This is a genomic window from Saccharothrix saharensis, from assembly GCF_006716745.1.
In the GTDB taxonomy this organism is placed as follows: Bacteria; Actinomycetota; Actinomycetes; order Mycobacteriales; family Pseudonocardiaceae; genus Actinosynnema; species Actinosynnema saharense.
The window spans coordinates 7,250,065-7,269,455 of the sequence record NZ_VFPP01000001.1 but is presented as its reverse complement, the minus strand read 5'-3'; the positions used below and the strand labels follow the sequence as shown (position 1 = coordinate 7,269,455).

Genomic DNA, 19,391 nt, shown 5'->3' with positions numbered 1-19,391 from the left:
GGGGGCACTCACCCGATGAGCACGACGCACGGAAGGTGAGAACCATGACCATGACCTCGCCCCGGGTGGACTGGGAGCCGTTCATCGAGTCACTGCACGAGGCGGCCGGCCTGTGGGACCGCGGGCTGGCGTGCCGGGCCAGCCGGCAGGACGTCGGCGAGGAGGTCGACGCCGACCCGCCGCGGGTCGTGCCGATCACCGAGGCCGAGGCGGAGCGGCTGATGAGGGCCGTGGCGTTCCTCGCGCGGCGGTTGAGCGTGGCCGCCGAGTGCGTCGTCTACGTGACCGCCGAGTCGCGGCTGGAAGCCGCCGCCGAGGGCGACCCGGCGGCGCAGGCCGACGCGCTGTCGTTGACCGCGCTGCACGCCGCCGCGATGCGGCACGCGGCGGACCTGGCGAGCGCCGCCTTCACCCGGTCCGACGGCCGCTCTGACGCTGCGTAGAATCGTCCACGAACGGGTGAACAATGCCGGGGTAAACATCGGGGCACCATTATCCGTACGTTGCAGTGAACCCCGGTGATCGGTGTTTCCACCGCCCGTCCGAGCGTAACTCCTGTGCCATGCGCACCGCCGCCCTCGCGAAACTCATCGGCCTCTGCCTGGTGGCCGGGTTGCTCCTCGCCGGGATGGCGATCCCGGTCGTCGGCGCGGCCGGCCTCGTGTCCAACCGGATGAGCGACCAGGTCGCCGCCACCACGGTCAGCATGCTGGAGACGCCGCCGCCGCTGATGACCACGATCACCGACAAGGACGGCGTCCCGTTCGCCTACCTCTACGACCAGTACCGCGTGCTCACGCCGCCCGACAAGGTCGCGCAGGTCATGAAGGACGCGCTGGTGTCCACCGAGGACCGGCGGTTCTACGAGCACAAGGGCGTCGACTGGCTCGCCACGCTGCGCGCCGCGCTGCGCAACCAGTCGGAGGGCGGCACCACGCAGGGCGCGTCCACGATCACGCAGCAGTACGTGAAGAACCACCTGGTGCACGTGCTGGAGCGGGAGGACGTCGGCGGGCAGAAGGAGGCGCAGGAGCAGACGATCGCCCGCAAGCTCCGCGAGGCGCGCATCGCGATGCACGTGGAGACGCAGCTCAGCAAGGACGAGATCCTGTCGCGGTACCTGGACGTGGTGCCGTTCGGCGGCACGATCTACGGCATCGCCGCGGCGTCCCAGGCCTACTTCAACACCACGCCGGACAGGTTGACCGTGCCGCAGGCCGCGATGCTCGCCGGGATGGTCAACAGCCCGACGTTCCTGGACCCGGAGGCCCGGCCGGACAAGGCGATCGAGCGGCGGAACATGGTCATCGACCTCATGGCGGAGAACGCCAAGCTGTCCCGGGAGCAGGCCGAGGAGCACAAGCGCGCGCCGCTGGGGCTGGCCACGCCCGTCCGTCCACTGTCGACCGGGTGCGTGGGGTCCGGTGTGGAGTTCGGGTTCTACTGCTCGTTCGTGGTCAACCACCTGACCCGCAACGGCTACTCGTTGAACGAGCTGAAGATCGGCGGCTACACGATCCGGACCACTTTGGACCGCGCGCTCACGCAGCAGGCCAAGCAGGCGGCCGAGGCGCAGGTGCCGAAGACGACGCCGGGCATCGCTAACACGGCGGCGGTCGTGCGGCCGGGCAAGGAGCGGCACGAGGTCGTGGCGCTGGTGGCCAACCGGGACTACGGGCTCAAGAAGGAGGAGTTCCAGACCCAGTTCGACCTGCCGAGCGCGGTGGAGAACAAGTTCGGCGCGGGGTCGGTCTACAAGGTGTTCACGGCCGCGGCGGCGCTGGAGAAGGGCGGGCTGGGGATCGAGAGCGTCATCGAGTCGCCGGGGTCCTACGCGTCCCGGGTGTTCCGCGGTGGCGCGCCGGGCTGCCCGGGTACCGGTGAGCCGTTCACCTACTGGTACTGCCTGCGCAACCACGACGGCAGCTACCCGCCCCGGATGCCGTTGAAGGAGGCGCTGGCGACCTCGCCGAACACCGCGTTCGTGATCCTGGAGGAGCGGGTCGGGCTGGACGCCGTGGTCGACATGGCGCACCGGCTGGGGATGCGGGAGACGATGGCGACCAACATCGCGGGCGTGCCGCCGGACCCGAAGTCCAAGCAGAAGGAGCTGCGGGTGACTCAGGCGGAGTTCTACAAGGGGTCGGGCAACGCGTCGTTCACCCTGGGGCCCGCGCCGACCAGCACGCTGGAGCTGGCGAACGTCGCGGCGACGCTGATGTCGGGCGGCGTGTGGTGCCCGCCGTCGCCGATCGTGAAGGTCACCGACCGGCACGGCGAGGACGTGGGCTTCCGCGACGCGCCGTGCGAGCAGGTGGTCGAGGAGCCGCTGGCGAACGCCCTGGCGGTCGGGATGAGCGGCGACGACCAGGACCGCGGCACGGCCGCGGCGGCCGCGAAGCAGTTCGGCTGGACCCGGCCGGCGCTGGGGAAGACGGGGACGACGGAGGAGTACAAGTCGGCCGCGTTCATCGGCGCGACCGCGGACTACGCCGGTGCGGTGCAGGTGTTCAACGACAGCACGTCGCCGAGCGGCATCTGCGTCAACGCCGGCCCTCCGCGCCTGTGCGGCGAGGGTGACATCTACGGCGGTACCCTGCCCGCGCGCACCTGGTTCGACTTCATGATGAAGGCCCACGCCAACCTGCCGGAGAAACCGCTACCCCCCGTGGACCCCCGCTACCTCCGCCCGTGACCTGCGGTTGTGGGACGACCCCCGACACGATCGGGTGATCATGTCCCGGACATGTACGGAAACACCGTTACCGCCCCTCGGTTGAACATGACCGAGCGCCGAAACCACCCCCGCCCACCCCGCCGGTCACCACCCGCCGCCACCGATGCCCACCCGACCCGAGCCTGCCGACCGCGCCGGACCACCCGACCGCACCACGTGACCGCGCCGGCCCCGAGCCCCCGGTGTCAGACGAGCCGGACCTCCACCCCCGCCTCACGGATCCGGCTCAGTTCCTCCTCCGGCGCGTCCGAATCGGTCACCAGGACGTCGATCTCGTCCACCGGGCACACCCGGCCGAACGCCGTCCGCCCGAACTTCGAGCTGTCGATCGCCGCGACCACCCGCGCCGACGCCTCCACGGCCGCCTTCTTCACCGCCCCCTCGGCCAGGTCGTGCGCCGACACCCCGTTGCGCGCGCTCAACCCGCAACTGCCGAGCACCATCGTGTCGAACCGCATCACGCGCAACGCGTGCTCGGTCAGCGGCCCCGCGAACGCCAGCTCGCCGGGCCGGATGTCGCCGCCGGGCAGCACCATCCGCACCTGCTCGGCCCCCCGCAGCGCGTCCGCCGAGTGCAGCGACAACGGCAGCACGGTCAGCCGCCGGTCGACCAGCCGGCGCGCCACCTCCACCGCGGTGCTGCCACCGTCGAGCACGACCGTCTCGCCGTCGTCGAGCAGCCCCGCGACCGCCACCCCGATCCGCCGCTTCACCTCCAACCGCTGCCGAGCCCGCGCCGCGTAAGGCGTCTCCTCCCCCGTCAACATGCTCACCGCCGCGCCGCGCACGCGCCGCAGCAGCCCCTCCCGCTCCAACGCGTCCAGGTCGCGCCGCACCGTCATCTCTGAAGCGCCCACCAGCTCCGCCAGGCTGCCGACGGACACCCGCTCGCCACCCCGCAGGCGGTGGAGGATCTTCTCGTGACGCCACGACACATCCATGCTGTTCATTTGAACATCGATCATGTTCGGTGGTCAACACCCTGGCGGGTGATGGGACGATCCGGTAGGACTTGGGCACCCGCATCGTTTGGTATAGACCACTGGAGGACCGCATGGCGACCGAGCCCGTGACCGACACCGACTACGGCGACGTCGTGCGCAACCACCTGACGAGGGTGGAACAGCAGAACGCGGCCGCGCTGGACGACGTGGCCGAGCTGGTGCTGGCGAGCGTCCGCGCGGACGGCATGGTGCTCACCGCGGGCGCGGGCCACTCCCTGGCCGCAGTCGCCGAGACGTTCTACCGCGCCGGCGGCCTGGCCTGCGTCCGCCCGATCTACCACCCCGAGCTGCTGCCCATGCACGGCGCGGTCAGCAGCACGGCCGCCGAACGCCGCACCGGCCTCGCCGGCGAAGTCCTGCGCGAAGCGGGACTCGCCGCGCACGACGTCCTCTTCGTCTTCTCCACCTCGGGCGTGAACCCCTACCCGGTGGAGCTCGCCGTGCTCGCCGCGGACGCCGGCTGCCCCGTGGTCGCGGTGACGTCGGTCGCGGCGAGCGCGCTGGCACCGCGCCGCGCGGGCACGACCCTCGCCGAGAACGCCACCGTCGTGCTCGACAACCTGGTGCCGCCCGGCGACGCGACCTACCCGCTCGCCGACCCGGTCACCGCCGCCGTGTCCACGATCGCGACCGCGTTCCTGTGGAACCTGCTGATGGTGCGCCTGTTCGACAAGGCCGCCGAGGCCGGCGTGGCGCTGCCGCTGTGGCGCAGCGCGAACGTCGAAGGCGGTGACGCGGCGAACGCGGACCTGCTGCGCAAGTACCAGACGCGGGTGCCCCAGCTGGGCTGAACGACATTCACGAATCCTCCACACGACCGGGTTAATGTCGGGTCGGGAGGGGGTTCTCGTGAACAAGAGATCGAAGCGCTGGGTGCTGGCCACAGGGGGAGCCGCGGCGGTGGCCGTGATCGTCGCGGGCGTGGTGGTGCTGTCGTCGGGTGGCGGGCCGGCCGCCGAGAAGAAACCCGAACGGGTGGCTCCCGGAGTCGTCGCCCAGCAGTTCTTCACCGCGGTGATGTCCGGCCAAGCGGGACAGGCCGCCGCGGTCACCGACGCGGCGGGCGCGGCGGGCGCGGCGCTGGCCCGGACCCAGCAGGCCGTGCCCGGCGTGTCGTTCCACGCGCAGCTCGGCCGGTTGCCGCAGGTCGCCGAGGGCGCCACGACCGCCGGTGTCGACGCCGACGTCACGTGGACGTTGCCGGGCGGCGTGCCGGTCAAGTACGCCACCAAGGTCGAACTGCGCCTGGTGGACGACCAGTGGCGCGTGCACTGGTCGCCGTCCCTGCTGCACCCGCAGCTCGTCGAGGGGCAGAGCCTGGCCTACACCACGACGTCCGCCGAGGGCTCGTTGGTCGATCGCACGGGTCGGGTGGTGCCGGCCGACTTCGCCCCCGTGGTGATGGGCTCGGTGCGGCAGGCCGCCGGCTCGTTGAACGGCACGCCGGGGTGGCGGTTCGCGATCGTGGACCAGGCCGGCGCCCCGGTCACCGTGCTGCAGGAGCAGAAGGCGCAGGCCGTGAAGTCGCTGACGGTCACGCTGGACCCGAAGACGCAGGCCGCCGCGCAGGCCGCGGTCGACCAGGTGGCCGGCGAGGCGGCGATGCTGGTCGCGATCCAACCGTCGACCGGCGAGATCCTGGCGGTGGCGCAGAACGCGACCGCGGGCCACGACCCGCTCGCGCTCTACGGCCGCTACGAGCCGGGGTCGACGTTCAAGATCGTCACCGCCACCGCCGCGATGACCAGCGGTCTGGCGACGGCCGACACGCCGGTGCCGTGCCCGGGCAAGGCGACCATCGGCACCCGGCAGATCACCAACGACGACTCGTTCGAGCTGGGCACGGTGCCGCTGCACCGCGCGTTCGCGGCGTCGTGCAACACCAGCTTCAGCCAGTTGGCGGCGGACATGTCGCCGACCGCGCTGCCGGAGGCCGCCGCGTACTTCGGGTTGGCGTCGGACTTCACCGTCCCGGGCATCACCACGAACACCGGCAAGATCCCGCCCGCCGACTCGGTGCCCGCGCGGGTCGAGGCGGGCATCGGGCAGGGTCGGATGCAGGCGACGCCGTTCGGCATGGCGCTGGTCGCGGCCACGGTCGCGAACGGCCGCACGCCGGTGCCGCAGCTGATCCGCGAGATGCCGACCGAGGGCGCGGCGCCGACCGCGTTGCCCGGTGGGGTCGCGGGGGCGTTGCGGTCGATGATGGGCGAGGTCGTCACCGGCGGCACGGCGCGTGAGCTGGCCCGGTACGGAGCGGTGCGCGGCAAGACCGGGACCGCCCAGTTCGGTGACGGCACGCGGTCGCACGGCTGGTTCGTCGGCTACCGCGGTGACCTGGCGTTCTCCGTGCTGGTGGTCAACGGCGGCTCGTCCAAGGTCGCGGTGGCGGCGACCGGCACGTTCCTCGGCGCGCTGTAGTCGGGGTCGACGTCGGCGGGCGCTTCGTCGAACTGCGTGCGGTACAGCTCGGCGTAGCGACCGTCGGCGGCGAGGAGTTCGGTGTGGGTGCCGCGTTCGACCACGTGCCCGCCCTCCACCACCAGGATCTGGTCGGCGGCGCGGATGGTGGACAGCCGGTGCGCGATCACCAGCGCCGTGCGGCCGCGCAGCGCCTCGGTCAACGCGACCTGCACCGCCGCCTCCGACTCCGAGTCCAGGTGCGCGGTCGCTTCGTCGAGGATGACCACGCGCGGTCGGGCCAGCAGCAGGCGGGCGATGGTGAGCCGCTGGCGCTCGCCGCCGGAGAGCCGGTAGCCGCGCTCACCCACCACCGTGTCGAGGCCGTCGGGGAGCGAGGCGACGAGGTGGTCCAGGCGGGCGCGGCGCAACGCATCCCACAGTTCGTCTTCGGACGCCTCGGGACGGGGGTAGGCCAGGTTCGCGCGGATCGTGTCGTGGAACAGGTGGCCGTCCTGCGTGACGACGCCGACGGTCCGGCGCAGCGAGTCGAACGCCAGCTCGCGGACGTCCACATCGGACAGCCGCACCGCGCCGGAGTCCACGTCGTAGAGCCGCGGCACGAGGGTCGCGATGGTCGACTTGCCCGCGCCGGACGACCCGACGAGCGCCACGAGCTGACCGGGCTCGGCGCGGAAGCTGATGCCGTGCAACACCTCCTCGCCGCCGCGCGTGTCCAGTGTGGCCACTGATTCCAGTGAGGCCAGGGAAACCTTGTCGGCGGCGGGGTAGGCGAACCGGACGTCGTCGAACTCGACGGACACCGGACCCTCGGGGACGCGGCGGGGGGCGTCCGGTTCGGCGATCATCGGCTTCAGGTCGAGCACTTCGAACACCCGTTCGAACGAGACGAGTGCGGTCATCACGTCGACCCGCGCGTTCGCCAGGGCGGTGAGCGGCGAGTAGAGGCGGGTCAGCAGGAGGGCGAGCGAGACGACGGTGCCCGCGGCCAGGTGACCGGTCAGCGCGAGGTAGCCGCCGAGGCCGTAGACCAGGGCTTGCGCCAGGGCGGAGACGAGGGTCAGGCCGGTCATGAACCAGCGGGTGGCCATCGCCGTGCGGACGCCGATGTCGCGGACGCGCGCGGCCCGTTCGCCGAACTCGGCGGTCTCGGCGTCGGGTCGACCGAACAGCTTCACCAACGTCGCCCCGGGCGCGGAGAACCGCTCGGTCATCTGGGTGGTCATGCCCGCGTTCAACGTGGAGGCCTCGCGCTGCAGGTCCGCCATCCGGCTGCCCATGCGCCGCGCCGGGATGACGAAGGCCGGGAGCAACACGAGGGCCAACGCCGTCACCTGCCACGAAAGGGTGAACATCACGCCCAGCGAGAGCCCCAGCTGGATGACGTTGGTGACGACCCCCGACAACGTCGACGTGAACGCCCGCTGCGCACCGATCACGTCGTTGTTCAGCCGGCTGACCAAGGCGCCCGTCCGCGTCCGGGTGAAGAAGGCGATCGGCATGCGCTGCACGTGCCCGTACACCGCGACCCGCAGGTCGTGGATGAGCCCTTCACCGATCCGCGCCGACTGCCACCGCTCGACCAACCCCAGCCCGGCGTCCACCACCGCGATCCCCGCGATCACGACGGCCAGCCAGACGACGACCGACACGTCCCGCCCACCGACGATCGCGTCCACCACGCGCCCGGCGAGCACCGGCGTGCTGACCGCGAGCACCGCGGACACCACCGTGAGCAGCAGGAACACGACCAGCTTCGCCCGGTGCGGTCCGGCGAACCCCAGCACGCGGCGGAACGTGCCCCGCCGCACCGCCGCAGGTGCGTCCGACGCCCGCATCGCGCTGCGCATCAATCCCCAGGAACCGTCCACGACAGACGGTAACGCCGGGGACTCCCCCGACGTTCCCGATCGCGCACGTTCCCGCGTGGTCCTGCGGCTGCCCCGGCGCCACGGAGGGCGGCCGTCGCCGGGGTCATGCCGTCCGGGGCGCGGTTCGGGGGTGGGTGGGGTCGGCTGGGCAGGCGGGGTGGTGTCGGCGCTCGGTCATGTTCAACCGAGGGACGGTAACAGCGTTTCCGTACATTCTCGGGCGATGATCACCCGATCGTGTTCGGAGCCGAGGTCAGGACTGGCCGTTGACCAGGGCGTTCAGCTCGGCCAGGCGGCGGAGTTGGGCCTCGCGCTCGGCTCGCAACTGCTCCTCCTCCGAAGCACCGTCCGCCGCCGACGCGAGCAGCGCCAGCGTCTCCCGCACCGCACCCGGCAGCGGCTGGAGGACCTGGGCGACCAGGGCGTCGACCGCCGAGTCCAGCCCCTCCACCGGCACCACGGAGTTCACCAGGCCGATCCGCAGCGCCTCCTCCGCGCCGACCCGCCGCCCCGTCACGCACATCTCGGCCGCGCGCGAGTACCCGACCAGGCGCACCAGGGGCAACGTGCCGCCCAGGTCGGGCACCAGGCCGAGCGACGTCTCGGCCATGCAGAACTTGACGTCGTCGGCGGCCACGCGGAAGTCGCACGCGAGAGCGAGCTGGAAGCCCGCGCCGATCGCGTGCCCGCGCACCGCGGCGATCGTCACCCGAGCCGGGTCGCGCAGCCAGCGGAAGCCCTCCTGGAACTCCGCGATCAGCGCGGCGCCTGCGTCGGGTCCCCGTCGCGTGATCTCCGGCAGACCCGGTTCGCCCTCCACCGGGGCGCCCGTGAACATGCGCCGGTCGAGCCCTGCGGAGAAGGCGCGACCGGAACCCCGGACGACCACGACGCGGACGTCCGGGCCCAGCTGCTCACCGATCGTCCGCAACGCCGCCCAGGTCGACGGCGTCTGTGCGTTGAGCACGTCGGGACGGTCGAGCGTGATCGTCGCGCGCGCCCCGTCGACGACGAGCCGCACGCCTCCGCGTTCCAGCAGGTCGGCGTCGATGGTGGTCGGTGCCGACATGCGTGAACCTCCGGGTTTCGTCAGGCGCCGTCTCTCCTCGACGCCTCGCGGTTACCGGAAGGTAGCTTACTTCTTCTTCGTGCGGGTGGCGCCACCGCGACCGCGCAGCTGCACACCGGACTCGCTGAGCACCCGGTGCACGAAGCCGTAGGAGCGTCCGGTGGACTCGGCCAACGCCCGGATGCTCGCGCCCTTTTCATACTTCTTCTTCAGGTCAGCGGCCAGCTTGTCCCGCGTGGCGCCGGTGATCCGGGCGCCCTTCTTCAGGTCAGCCACCTTGTCCCGCCTTCCGTAGACAGCAGGTCGGGCCTTCGAAAGCCCCTGTCGTCGCAATGATCGAACACGGAGACCAAGAACGCCAGGTGATCAAGCGAAATGATCTGCGAGCGGTCGTTCGATCACACAGAGTCGATCAGTGCTCACGTTCGGGTGAGAAGAGGCGGAAACCGTTGCCTCAGGCCAACTGCACGAGCTCCAGGTACTCCTGCGACCAGTGGTCCTCGGTCCCGTCGGGCAGCAGGATCACCCGCTCGGGCTCAAGCGCTTCCACCGCACCGGGGTCGTGCGTCACCAGGACGACCGCGCCCTCGTAGCGGCGCAGCGCGTCGAGCACCTGCTCGCGGCTGGCCGGGTCGAGGTTGTTGGTCGGCTCGTCGAGCAGCAGCACGTTCGCCGCGCTGGACACCAGGCCGGCCAGCGCCAACCGGGTCTTCTCGCCGCCGGACAGGGTGCCCGCGGGCTGGTCGAGCTGCTCGCCGCTGAACAGGAACGTGCCCAGCAGCGACCGCAGCTGCTGTTCGGGCACGTCGGGCGCGGCGTGGCGGGTGTTCTCCCACACCGAGGCACCGTGGTCGAGCGTCTCGTGCTCCTGGGCGAAGTACCCGAGCTTGAGGCCGTGACCGGGGATGACCTCGCCGCTGTCCGGGCGCTCCATCGAGCCGATGAGCCGCAGCAACGTGGTCTTGCCCGCGCCGTTCAGCCCGAGGATGACCACCCGCGACCCGCGGTCGATGGCCAGGTCGACGCCGGTGAAGACCTCCAGCGAGCCGTACGACTTGCTCAGGCCCTCCGCGGTCAGCGGGGTCTTGCCGCACGGCGCCGGCTGCGGGAAGCGGATCTTGGCGACCTTGTCCGCCTGGCGGGTCTCCTCCAGGCCGGACAGCAGCTTCTCGGCGCGGCGGGCCATGTTCTGCGCGGCCACCGCCTTGGTGGCCTTCGCCCGCATCTTGTCCGCCTGCGCCATGAGCGCGCCGGCCTTCTTCTCCGCGTTGGCGCGCTCGCGGCGGCGGCGCTTCTCGTCGGCGGACCGCGCTTCGAGGTACTTCTTCCAGCCCATGTTGTAGATGTCGACCTCGCCGCGCGTCGCGTCGAGGAACCACACCTTGTTGACCACGTCGTCGAGTAGCTCGACGTCGTGGCTGATCACGACCAGGCCGCCCTCGTGGGACTTGAGGAACCCGCGCAGCCACGCGATCGAGTCGGCGTCGAGGTGGTTGGTCGGCTCGTCGATCAGCAGGATCGTGCTGGACTTCGCGCCGACGCCGCCCTCGGAGGCGGCGAACAGGATGCGGGCCAGCTCGACGCGGCGGCGCTGACCACCGGACAGCGTGCGCAGCGGCTGGGCGAGCACGCGGTCGGCCAGGCCGAGGTTGGCGCAGATGCGTGCCGCTTCGCTCTCGGCCGCGTACCCGCCGAGGGCGGCGAACCGCTCTTCGAGGCGGCCGTACTTGCGCACGGCGGCTTGGAGCTCGGCGTCGTCCACCAGCTCGGCCATCGTGGACTGCATCTTCTCCATGTCGCGGAGCAGCTGGTCCAGGCCTCGGGCGGACAGCACGCGGTCCTTGGCGATGACGGACAGGTCGCCCTCGCGCGGGTCCTGGGGCAGGTAGCCGAGCTCGCCGGTGCGGCGGACGTCGCCCGCGTACGGCTGGCCCTCGCCCGCGAGGACGCGGAGGGAGGTGGTCTTGCCGGCGCCGTTGCGGCCGACGAGGCCGATGCGGTCACCGGGCTGGACACGCAGGGTGGCGCCGGACAGCAGGATGCGCGAGCCCGCGCGCAACTCTAGATCGGTTGCGGTGATCAACTTGTACTCCGGTGGGTGGTCATGCGAGGTCAACGGCGCGGCTGGCGCGGGGACCTACTCGATCAGGATGACCACGTGCCCCAGTCTACGGGGTGGGTGCCACCGGATCAGCAGTGTGTGTCCACCGGCATACATTGCGGGTATGACTTCGGACTTCACGGGCAGGGCGGCCCTGGTCACGGGCGCCAGTCGGGGCATCGGCCACGGCATCGCGCTGGAGCTGCTGACGCGCGGCGCGTCGGTGACCATCACGTCGCGCAAGGCGGAGGCGGTGACGGCGGCGGCCGAGGGATTGGCGGCCACGGCGGGCGTCGCGCCCGAGCGGGTGCTGGCGGTGCCGGGGAACGCGGGTGACGCGGAGCACCGGGCGCGGGCCGTCGAGGCGACCGTGGAGCGGTTCGGGCGACTGGACGTGCTGGTGAACAACACCGGCATCAACCCGGTGTTCGGCCCGCTGGTCGACGCGGACCTGGACGCGGTGCGGAAGATCTTCGACGTCAACGTGGTCGCGGCGCTCGGGTTCGTGCAGTTGGCGTGGAAGGCGTGGATGCGGGAGCACGGTGGCGCGGTCGTGAACATCGCGTCGGTGGGCGGTCTGCGGTCGACCGGGGTGATCGGCGCGTACGGGGCGAGCAAGGCGGCGTTGATCCGGTTGACGGAGGAGCTGGCGTGGCAGCTCGGGCCGAAGGTGCGGGTGAACGCGGTCGCGCCGGCCGTGGTGAAGACGCGGTTCGCCGAGGCGCTCTACACGGGGCGTGAGGAGGAGGCGTCGGCCGGGTACCCGATGAAGCGGCTCGGGACGCCGGAGGACGTCGCGCGGTTGGTCGCGTTCCTGGCTTCGGACGGCGCGGAGTGGATCACCGGCGAGACCGTGCGGGTGGATGGCGGCCTGCTCGCCACCGGCACGTTGGGCTAGGCCGTGGTCCGGGTGAGGTAGGGCGGCGGGTCGGGGTGGCCGGGACGTGACGAGGTCGCGTGCCCGGCCACCGGCCGGGTCGTCCGCTGAAGTGGAGCACGCGGCGCTGCCGATCACTGCGGGTCGCGGTCGGACGGCGCGGCGGGGCCTGCGGTTCGCCGGCGGAGATCGAGGGCAGCCGGGTGGCCCGGGCCGGCGGCGGACGCACGCGGACCCGACCCGACCCGACCGGGCCGAGCCGTTGCCGGATCAGGCCGCGGCAAGGCCGGGCCGTGGCCGAGTCGTGGGCGGACCAAGGCGTGACCGGACCGGACCGGGCCGGATCGGCTCGTCGCCGAGCCGTGGTCGGGTCGGGTCGTCGCCGGGTCGTGCGGAGCCGGAACGGCAGACGGGCGGTGTCAGCCGGTGGTGGTGTTCTGGGGGCGGTAGGTGGTCTGTGGCGAGCCGATGATGGTGGTGGTCGTGGTTTGCGGTGGTGGTTCGGTGGTGGTGGGGCTCGTGGTGGTTCTGGTGACGGTGTGGCCGGGACTCGTCGTGGGTCTCGTGGTGGTGGGGTGGGGCAGGTCCGGAGGTGATGTCGGGACGGATTCGGGGCTCGGGGTCGGCCGGACCGATCCGCTGGTGCTGATGTCCGGGCCCGGCGGGCGGGCCGGGCTGTTGTCACCCTGCTTCGGCGGCTGGTTCAGGGCGAAGGCGATGACCACGGCCACGACGGCGGTACCGGTGCCGGTTGCGGCGACGGCGTAGGCGCGGCGGCGGCGTTTGACGGCGGCGCCGCGGTAGACGATGTCCACCGCGCTGAACGTGCGCGGCCGCGGTTGGATGTTCAGTTGTTCGAACGTCTTCTTCAGCTCGTCCTCAAGCACCGCGCGACACCTCCTGCCACAACGCGCCGAACTCCGACCCCAGCCTCTGCCGCAACGCCTTGATGCCGCGGTTCGTGTTGCTCTTCACGGTGCCCGTCGAGCAGCCGAGCGCGGCGGCCGTCTCCTCCACCCCCAGGTCGTGCCAGTACCGCAGCACGAGCGTCGCACGCTGCTTGGCGGGCACGGCGTTCAACGCCTGCCACACCACCAGCCGGTCCTCGCTCAACGCCCCCGGCTCCGGCACGTCCGGCAGCACGTCGGTGAGCTTCTCCCGTTTCCACCGCACCCGGCGGCGCTCCGCCAGGAACGTGCGCACCACGATCTGCCGGAGGTAGGCCTGCACCCCCTCGCGCTGCGCCAGCTTCGGCCCCGCCAGGTAGAACTTGAGGAACGCGGACTGCACGACGTCTTCGGCCTCGTGGTGGCTGCCGCACAACAAGAACGCGGTGAAGCGCATCGAGTCGGCGCACCGGTCGAAGTAGTGGGTGAACTCCGCGTCCCAGCTCACGCCGTCAGCGCCTCGTGGTGACCGTCGTGGAGGTCGGCAGCGGAGGTGTGACCTCCACCGGGAACGCCGTGGTCACCGTGGTCGTGGTCACCGGCGGTCGGTACGTCGTCGGCGGGGGCGTCGGCTCGGGTCGCACGGTGGTCGGCCGCGGGCCGGGGCTGGTGGTGACCGGCAATTCGGTGACCGTCGGCCGCGGCGAGGTCTCGGGCGAGGTCCCGATCGACGTGGGCGACGGCGCGGGCGACGTGGTGACCGAGGTGGCGGGCGGCCTGGTCGTGGTCGTCGCGGGCGCCTCGTCCCCACCGCCGGACGCCAGCGCGGTCCCGGCCACGGCGATGCCGCCGAGCACGACGGCCCCGGCCGCCAGCACGAGTCGTTTGCGCAGCAAGACTGCTCCTCGGGTCGCTGAGGCCACCGCGGGTCGGTGCCTCCTCACCCTGATGAATGCGGTCGGGGTCGCCGGGGGTTGTCACGAGTTTTCGCGGGGTTCCCGGACCACGACCTCCACCGCCAGGGCGCGCACCGCCGCATCGTCCAGCACGGCCCGCCGAGGCTCCGGCACGTCCAGCACGCGCGGTGACGCCATCGCGAACACCTCGTCCAGTCGGCGGTCACCCCGCAGGACGTCCAACGCCTGCCGGTCACCACCGAGCACGACCGCGTCCAGCTCCCCGACCCGGGGCGCGAGCACCCGCGCCGCGTCGTCCGCCGCCGCCTGGAGCGCGACCCGCGCCTGCCCCTCGCGCCGCCGCGCGAACCGCTGCTGCGACCACCCGCCCGCTTTGTTGCGCCCGTGCACCTGACGGCTGTCCGTGGTCGACACGAGCACCACGCCGTCCCGCGCCACCCCGATGCTGTGCCCGCCGAGCCGCACCAGCAGCAGCCCGATCAGGCGGGACGCCGACGCGTGCGCCAGCACCGCGTCGACCACCAGACCTTCGTGCTCACCCGGCGGGGTGAACTCGCCGAACGCGGCCGACACCGCGGCCGTCGCCCCGTCCACCGCCGTGACCAGGCACCTGTCCGCCATCACGGACGTCGACACGATCCCGCCGTGACGCTGGGCGAACCGGGAGAACCACCCGTCCAAGCGATCCGGCGGCACCTCGACCGCCCGGCCGCCCCCGGAGACCGGGCGGACCCTGCTCATGCCACCGCGACCCAGACCGGCAGCGGGTGCCCGCACTCGGCGGGCGAGAGCCGCTGCACCGCGCCGAACCCGGCGTCGGCCAGCGCGGCGGCGACCTGGTCGGGCGACAGCACGCGGTGCCGGGTCGACACGGTGTTCGCCACCTCCCACGTCTCCGCGCCGCGCACCAGCCGCACGACCTCCAGTGCGTAGGACTCGCCGTCCGCCGCCCAGTCCCACAGCTGCACGGTCACCTGCCGCTCGGGCCCGCGCCCGGACACCTTCGGCGGCGGCGCGGTCGGCCGCAACCGGCCGAGCTTGTCCAGCTCGGGCACCGCGGCCACGAACAGGCCACCGGGCCGCAGCACCGTGCGGGCCAACAGCAGCGCCTGGTCGAGCGCGTTCTCGTGGGCCAGCCGGGGCAGCAGGTCGTCACCCGCGCGGACCGCGTCGACGGGCGGGCCGTCCTGGTGCCGCCCGACGTCCAGCAGGTCGATCACCACGTGGCTGCCGTCGCCGAGCACGGCGGCGACGACCTCCGTCAGGGGGTCCTCCGGCAGGGGTACGACGTCCGGGGCGGCGGTCACCGGGCACACAGTAGGCCCAACGGATCAACGACCGCCAACGCCGGGACCGGCGGGGCGTGGAACGCCCGTGACGGGGGCATACCAGTACCGAAGGGTCACCGCCTAAACCCCGCAGCGGCCGTTGCACAATGTTACCGACGGGTTTACAAAGGGGAGAGCCCGGATGTTCACCACTTGACAGAACGATGCCCATCCCAGTGAACTCGTAACCCGTACGGCCCAATCAATGACTCCACCTGGAAGGCACCAACGCCCTGCGTTGGCGGGTAGGGTCACTGGGGCGTGATCTCATGACAGCGGGGAGTCACAATGACCAACGCTGCCGGTCGACCCAACCTGTCCGTCGACGAACTCGACTCGACGGGCCACGGCAGTCTTGCGCAGCTTCTCACCACGGGACCGTTCCCCGAGGCGCTGAGAGCCGCGATCAAAGCGAGCAGGCTGAGTCTCGACCGCATCCAGCACAGGCTCGCCCTGCGCGGGGTCACCATCAGCGTCGCCACGCTGAGCTACTGGCAGTCCGGCCGCCGCCGCCCCGAGCGACCCGAGTCCCTGGAGGCGCTGCGCCACCTGGAGACCGTGCTCGGCGTGCCGCAGGCAGGCCTGTCCGCGCTGCTCGGACCGCCGCGCCCGCGCGGCAGGCGCTCCCGGCCGACGACGATGATGCCGATCGACGCCCTGTGGGCGCGCCGCGAGCGGGTGGCGAACCTGCTCACCAAGGTGGACACGTCCTCGGACGTGAAGCTGGGTCGGATCAGCCAGCACGACCGGATCGAGATCGCCGCGGACGGCGGACAGCGCTCGGTGTGGGTGCGCCAGATCCTGCGCGCGGAGCAGGACGGCCCGGACCGGTGGGCGCTGGTGTTCGAGACCGAGCAGGCGAACGTCCTGCCGCAGGTCGTGAACCTGCGCAACTGCCACCTCGGCCGGGTGGTCGAGGACACCGAGGCCAACATCATGGCCGCCGAGATGATGTTCGACCGGCCCCTGACCAGGGGCGAGACCATCATCATGGAGTACGAGCTGCTGTTCGCCGAAGGCCACTACCCGGCGGGCAACAACACGTTCGCCCGCAAGTTCCGGCTGCCGGTGCGCGAGTACGTCATCGAGGTGCGGTTCGACCAGTCCAACCTGCCCGCGCGCTGCCAGCAGTTCAGCGTGCCCGCCGGCGACGACACCCCGTCGCGGCGGCGCAACCTGGCCTTGGACGCGGCGGGTGGCGTGCACGCCGTGGCGCTCGGTTTCGGGCCCGGCGTGTTCGGCATCCGCTGGGAGTGGCCGAAGTAACACGTAACGAAAAGGGCCCCGGGAGCGCGCTCCCGGGGCCCTTTCCCGTCGATCAGATGTAACCGTTGATCTTCAGCGAGACCGAGCGGATCGAGCCGCGGTCGGACGAGACCGCGTCCACGACCTTGAACGTCCACGTGCCGTCCACCGGCGCGGCGAGCAGCGCGCCGAGCGGAGTGGTGGGCCGCCACGTGCCGGTGTACGGCGCCAGGTTGCTGGTCACCGAGGAGAACGGCTGCGCGGCGGTGTCGTCGAACACGACCTGGCACAGGTTGTTGCCGGTCGAGCCGTTGCGCTGGAACACCGTCGCGGTCGCGCCGGACGGCGAGGTCAGCGTGCCGACCAGGTCACCGACGAACGAGTGGTCGATCCCGACGGTGGTCGCGCCGGTGGCCGAGCTGCACGTGTCGCCGTCGACCGAGAACACGAGCTTGGAGCCCGCGCCGACGCCGCTGACCGGGATCTGCACCGTGGCGCCGGTGGGGTCGTTGTCCGGGATGGCCACGGCCGGCCCGGCGTAGGCGAAGGTCTTCGCGTCGCGGGACGGCTCGCCGACGTTGAGCGTGAACGAGCTCGTGGTGGGCGAGGTGGTGCCCGCGAACGTCACCTTGGCGTCCAGTCGGACGGACGAACCGACGCCCAGGGACGCGGGCACGGTCACCTTGAACGTGTTGGTGACCGTCTGGCCGACCTCGACGTTGCCGTAGTACTTCGACCGCGGCGCGATCGTCACACCCGCGGTGGGCGTGGTGAGCACGAGGCTGGTCGACGCGGCCGTGCCGTCACCGTTGTTGACCACCGGCACGGTGACCGTGGCCGTGGTGCCCGGCTTGAGGTACTGGCTGCCGTCGCTGTCGTTGACCACGGACGGCTTCGCCGCCTTCGCCAGCGCCTGCGGCGAGGCGCCGGTGTAGGCCAGCACCAGGTCGGCGCGCACGACGCCCGCGCCGGTCCGGTTGTCGGGGCCGGCCTCGGCGATGTCGATCGCGGTGGCGGTCAACGCCTCGCGCACCTCCGCGGGGGTCAGGCCGGGGTTGCCGGACAGCACCAGGCCCGCGATGGCCGCCGCGTTCGGCGCGGACGCCGACGTGCCGAAGAACGGGTTGAAGCCCGCCACGCTGGTCTGCACGCCGTCCGCCGCGGTCAGGTCGGGCTTCTGCCGGACCTCCTCGCGCGGGGTGCCGTCGGGCGCGAAGAACACCCGGCGCGGACCGTCCGAGGTGAACCGCTCGGGCTTCTGCGTGCCGTCGAACGCGTTCGGGTACGGGCCGCGCGGGTTGGCCGGGTCGCCCGGCTCCAGGTCGAACGGCAGCGGGTTGTTCGCGGGCGCCGCCGCGACGCTGATCGCGCCCTTGGCCGCCGAGTGACCCCGGGTCACGCCGGGCGTGGCGAACTTCTTGAGCCCGTCGGAGGAGTCCTTGAACCGGCCGCCCAGGGCGGACAGCGCCAGGTACTTGTCCTCACCGCGGAACTTCACCACGGCCAGCCGCAGGCCGAACGCGCTGGTGGGCGTGTTCAGCCGCTCGTACGGGTCCTGGCTGCCGTCCTGCACGCCCTGGCTGAACGCCACCACGTTGCCCTGCGCGTTCGCCAGGTACAGGTCGTAGTCGTTGAACGACGACGCCAGCGGGTCGGACCAGAACAGCGTCACGGGCACGTTCGCGGAGCTGTCCGACAGCGGGTTGAACACCTGCTTCGCGTCCGGCGACGGGTTGAAGTCGTGCGCGGTGCCGGCGAACTTGCCGACGCCGACACCGGAGTCGACGAACTGGCCCTCCCAGTGGCCCGAGGTGCCGTCGGCGACGTTGCCCTCGTTGCCCGCGGAGGAGAAGAACAGCGCGCCGTCGGCGGTGACCGCGTCCACGGCCTGCGCGATCACGCCGTCCTGGAACGGCGACTCGTTGAAGTAGAGGATGTCGTCGACGATGACGTCGCAGCCCAGTTGGAAGCGCAGGGCGCGGATGTTGTCGGCGAAGCTCGCGTCGCCGTTGATCGCGGTGGCGAAGCCGAGGCTCGCGTTCGGCGCGATGTCGTGGAGGATCTCCAGCATCGCGGTGCCCTCGTTGCCGTCGCCCTCCTGACCGGCCAGGACCTCGACGCCGGCGGGGAGCTCGCCCGCGGCCTGCGAGAGGGACAGCGAGTCGACGCCGTCGGACAGCGCGCACAGCTTCACGCCCGTGCCCGTGACGCGGAAGTCGTCGCGGGCGGTGTCGGCGGCGTGCGCCCGGTCGCCCTCACCGGTGCGGACGGCCTGCGGCGCGATCAGCGCTCCGCGGGTGCGCTCCTCGATCTGCCGGGCCTTCTCCTCCTTGGAGGGAGCCTGGTCGGCCTTGCGGCCCTGCTCGTGGAACGTCTTGAACTCGACGGCCGTCTCGACCCGGCGGACGTCGCCGCGGGCGGACAGCTTGGTCAGCGCACCGAGCGGTAACTGGGCGCGGACCGTCTTGCCCTCCGTGGACACCGCGCGGATGCCGCCACCAGCGGCACGGACGGCGGCGACCAGGTCGTCGGTCACCTTGAACGCGCGGATGTCCACCACGACGGTGTTTCCGCTGTGGACCTTCACCCCGGTCTGGAGGGCGGGGAGCTTGCCGAGCGTGGTGGCGTTCGACCGCCGGCGCTGCTCGACGACGAGCGCGCTGTCCACCTTGGACTCGGCTTCGGTGAGCGACTTCTTGATGTCCTGCAGCGCCGCGATCTGCGCGGCGGTCCGATCCTCGACGCCCTTGGACGCCCTGGTCGGGTCGGCGGCCGCGGGCAACACGACGCCCGCGGTCAACAGCACGGCGGCACCCGCCGCGATCAGGGCGTTTCTTCGTGAACGGCGTTTCGGTGAGCGCACAGGCGTCTCCCCCAGATCGTGCGTGCCCCCGACGCACGCGGCCTGCGGTCGGATGTCTCCGGCCGAGGGGT

17 protein-coding genes are annotated in these 19,391 nt (G+C 71.9%); 6 read left to right on the top strand and 11 right to left on the bottom strand.

What is annotated here, in order from left to right; genetic code table 11:
- The first annotated feature begins 44 nt into the window (after positions 1 to 44).
- The gene (locus FHX81_RS33295) at positions 45 to 443 is read left to right on the top strand and encodes a hypothetical protein (protein WP_141982489.1); all 399 of its coding nucleotides are present in this window, start codon (positions 45 to 47) and stop codon (positions 441 to 443) included.
- A gap of 119 nt (positions 444 to 562) precedes the next feature.
- A complete protein-coding gene (locus FHX81_RS33290; protein ID WP_141982488.1) occupies positions 563 to 2,695 on the top strand; it encodes a transglycosylase domain-containing protein in 2,133 nt (710 codons plus the stop codon).
- 227 nt (positions 2,696 to 2,922) lie between these two features.
- Here FHX81_RS33290 and FHX81_RS33285 read toward each other — a convergent pair whose 3' ends face one another.
- Positions 2,923 to 3,687, bottom strand: coding sequence for a DeoR/GlpR family DNA-binding transcription regulator (locus FHX81_RS33285; RefSeq protein ID WP_141982487.1), 765 nt, complete (start codon positions 3,685 to 3,687; stop codon positions 2,923 to 2,925).
- Positions 3,688 to 3,791: 104 nt separating this feature from the next.
- Between FHX81_RS33285 and FHX81_RS33280 the strand changes: the two genes are divergently transcribed.
- Positions 3,792 to 4,532, top strand: coding sequence for an SIS domain-containing protein (locus tag FHX81_RS33280; RefSeq protein WP_141982486.1), 741 nt, complete (start codon positions 3,792 to 3,794; stop codon positions 4,530 to 4,532).
- Positions 4,533 to 4,590: 58 nt separating this feature from the next.
- Positions 4,591 to 6,162: a penicillin-binding transpeptidase domain-containing protein gene (locus FHX81_RS33275; protein ID WP_170232255.1), complete on the top strand. Its 1,572-nt coding sequence runs from the start codon at positions 4,591 to 4,593 to the stop codon at positions 6,160 to 6,162.
- Here the strand turns inward: FHX81_RS33275 and FHX81_RS33270 are convergent.
- The 4 genes from FHX81_RS33270 to FHX81_RS33255 form a co-directional block, all read right to left on the bottom strand.
- Positions 6,066 to 8,033, bottom strand: coding sequence for an ABC transporter ATP-binding protein (locus tag FHX81_RS33270; RefSeq protein ID WP_246108093.1), 1,968 nt, complete (start codon positions 8,031 to 8,033; stop codon positions 6,066 to 6,068). The genes FHX81_RS33275 and FHX81_RS33270 overlap by 97 nt on opposite strands.
- A 253-nt stretch (positions 8,034 to 8,286) precedes the next feature.
- The gene (locus tag FHX81_RS33265) at positions 8,287 to 9,102 is read right to left on the bottom strand and encodes an enoyl-CoA hydratase/isomerase family protein (RefSeq protein WP_141982484.1); all 816 of its coding nucleotides are present in this window, start codon (positions 9,100 to 9,102) and stop codon (positions 8,287 to 8,289) included.
- A gap of 66 nt (positions 9,103 to 9,168) precedes the next feature.
- Positions 9,169 to 9,378, bottom strand: a complete 210-nt coding sequence (locus FHX81_RS33260; protein ID WP_015103570.1) for a helix-turn-helix domain-containing protein — start codon at positions 9,376 to 9,378, stop codon at positions 9,169 to 9,171.
- Positions 9,379 to 9,556: 178 nt separating this feature from the next.
- Positions 9,557 to 11,185 (bottom strand): ABC-F family ATP-binding cassette domain-containing protein, encoded by a 1,629-nt coding sequence (locus FHX81_RS33255; protein ID WP_141982483.1) that lies wholly within the window; start codon positions 11,183 to 11,185, stop codon positions 9,557 to 9,559.
- Between the two features lie 142 nt (positions 11,186 to 11,327).
- Here FHX81_RS33255 and FHX81_RS33250 point away from each other — a divergent pair, with 142 nt between their 5' ends.
- Positions 11,328 to 12,101, top strand: coding sequence for an SDR family oxidoreductase (locus FHX81_RS33250; RefSeq protein WP_141982482.1), 774 nt, complete (start codon positions 11,328 to 11,330; stop codon positions 12,099 to 12,101).
- Between the two features lie 398 nt (positions 12,102 to 12,499).
- Here the strand turns inward: FHX81_RS33250 and FHX81_RS33245 are convergent, their stop codons facing one another.
- The 5 genes from FHX81_RS33245 to FHX81_RS33225 all read right to left on the bottom strand — a co-directional run bounded on the left by FHX81_RS33245 (position 12,500) and on the right by FHX81_RS33225 (position 15,191).
- A complete protein-coding gene (locus tag FHX81_RS33245; protein ID WP_141982481.1) occupies positions 12,500 to 12,967 on the bottom strand; it encodes a hypothetical protein in 468 nt (155 codons plus the stop codon).
- Positions 12,960 to 13,475: a SigE family RNA polymerase sigma factor gene (locus tag FHX81_RS33240; RefSeq protein ID WP_141982480.1), complete on the bottom strand. Its 516-nt coding sequence runs from the start codon at positions 13,473 to 13,475 to the stop codon at positions 12,960 to 12,962. The genes FHX81_RS33245 and FHX81_RS33240 overlap by 8 nt, the downstream gene beginning before the upstream one ends.
- A 4-nt stretch (positions 13,476 to 13,479) precedes the next feature.
- Positions 13,480 to 13,863, bottom strand: a complete 384-nt coding sequence (locus tag FHX81_RS40900; RefSeq protein ID WP_170232254.1) for a hypothetical protein — start codon at positions 13,861 to 13,863, stop codon at positions 13,480 to 13,482.
- Between the two features lie 81 nt (positions 13,864 to 13,944).
- The gene (locus tag FHX81_RS33230) at positions 13,945 to 14,625 is read right to left on the bottom strand and encodes an acVLRF1 family peptidyl-tRNA hydrolase (protein WP_141982478.1); all 681 of its coding nucleotides are present in this window, start codon (positions 14,623 to 14,625) and stop codon (positions 13,945 to 13,947) included.
- Entirely contained in the window at positions 14,622 to 15,191 is a 570-nt protein-coding gene (locus FHX81_RS33225; RefSeq protein ID WP_141982477.1) for a hypothetical protein, read from the bottom strand. Before FHX81_RS33225 ends, FHX81_RS33230 begins: the two co-directional genes overlap by 4 nt.
- A 309-nt stretch (positions 15,192 to 15,500) precedes the next feature.
- Between FHX81_RS33225 and FHX81_RS33220 the strand changes: the two genes are divergently transcribed.
- The gene (locus FHX81_RS33220) at positions 15,501 to 16,478 is read left to right on the top strand and encodes a helix-turn-helix domain-containing protein (RefSeq protein ID WP_077005242.1); all 978 of its coding nucleotides are present in this window, start codon (positions 15,501 to 15,503) and stop codon (positions 16,476 to 16,478) included.
- Positions 16,479 to 16,530: 52 nt separating this feature from the next.
- On the opposite strand, the gene FHX81_RS33215 is transcribed toward FHX81_RS33220, so the two are convergent.
- Complete coding sequence (locus tag FHX81_RS33215) at positions 16,531 to 19,320, bottom strand: S8 family serine peptidase (protein ID WP_141982476.1); 2,790 nt, start codon at positions 19,318 to 19,320, stop codon at positions 16,531 to 16,533.
- Between the last annotated feature and the right edge of the window lie 71 nt (positions 19,321 to 19,391).

Bases quoted from the DNA above. Each gene is read 5' to 3' on its own strand.
- FHX81_RS33285 (WP_141982487.1), bottom strand. From the start codon at position 3,687: ATGAACAGCATGGATGTGTCGTGGCGTCACGAGAAGATCCTCCACCGC.
- FHX81_RS33230 (WP_141982478.1), bottom strand. From the start codon at position 14,625: ATGAGCAGGGTCCGCCCGGTCTCCGGGGGCGGCCGGGCGGTCGAGGTG.
- FHX81_RS33290 (WP_141982488.1), top strand. From the start codon at position 563: ATGCGCACCGCCGCCCTCGCGAAACTCATCGGCCTCTGCCTGGTGGCC.
- FHX81_RS33280 (WP_141982486.1), top strand. From the start codon at position 3,792: ATGGCGACCGAGCCCGTGACCGACACCGACTACGGCGACGTCGTGCGC.
- FHX81_RS33295 (WP_141982489.1), top strand. From the start codon at position 45: ATGACCATGACCTCGCCCCGGGTGGACTGGGAGCCGTTCATCGAGTCA.
- FHX81_RS33220 (WP_077005242.1), top strand. From the start codon at position 15,501: ATGACCAACGCTGCCGGTCGACCCAACCTGTCCGTCGACGAACTCGAC.
- FHX81_RS33250 (WP_141982482.1), top strand. From the start codon at position 11,328: ATGACTTCGGACTTCACGGGCAGGGCGGCCCTGGTCACGGGCGCCAGT.
- FHX81_RS33265 (WP_141982484.1), bottom strand. From the start codon at position 9,102: ATGTCGGCACCGACCACCATCGACGCCGACCTGCTGGAACGCGGAGGC.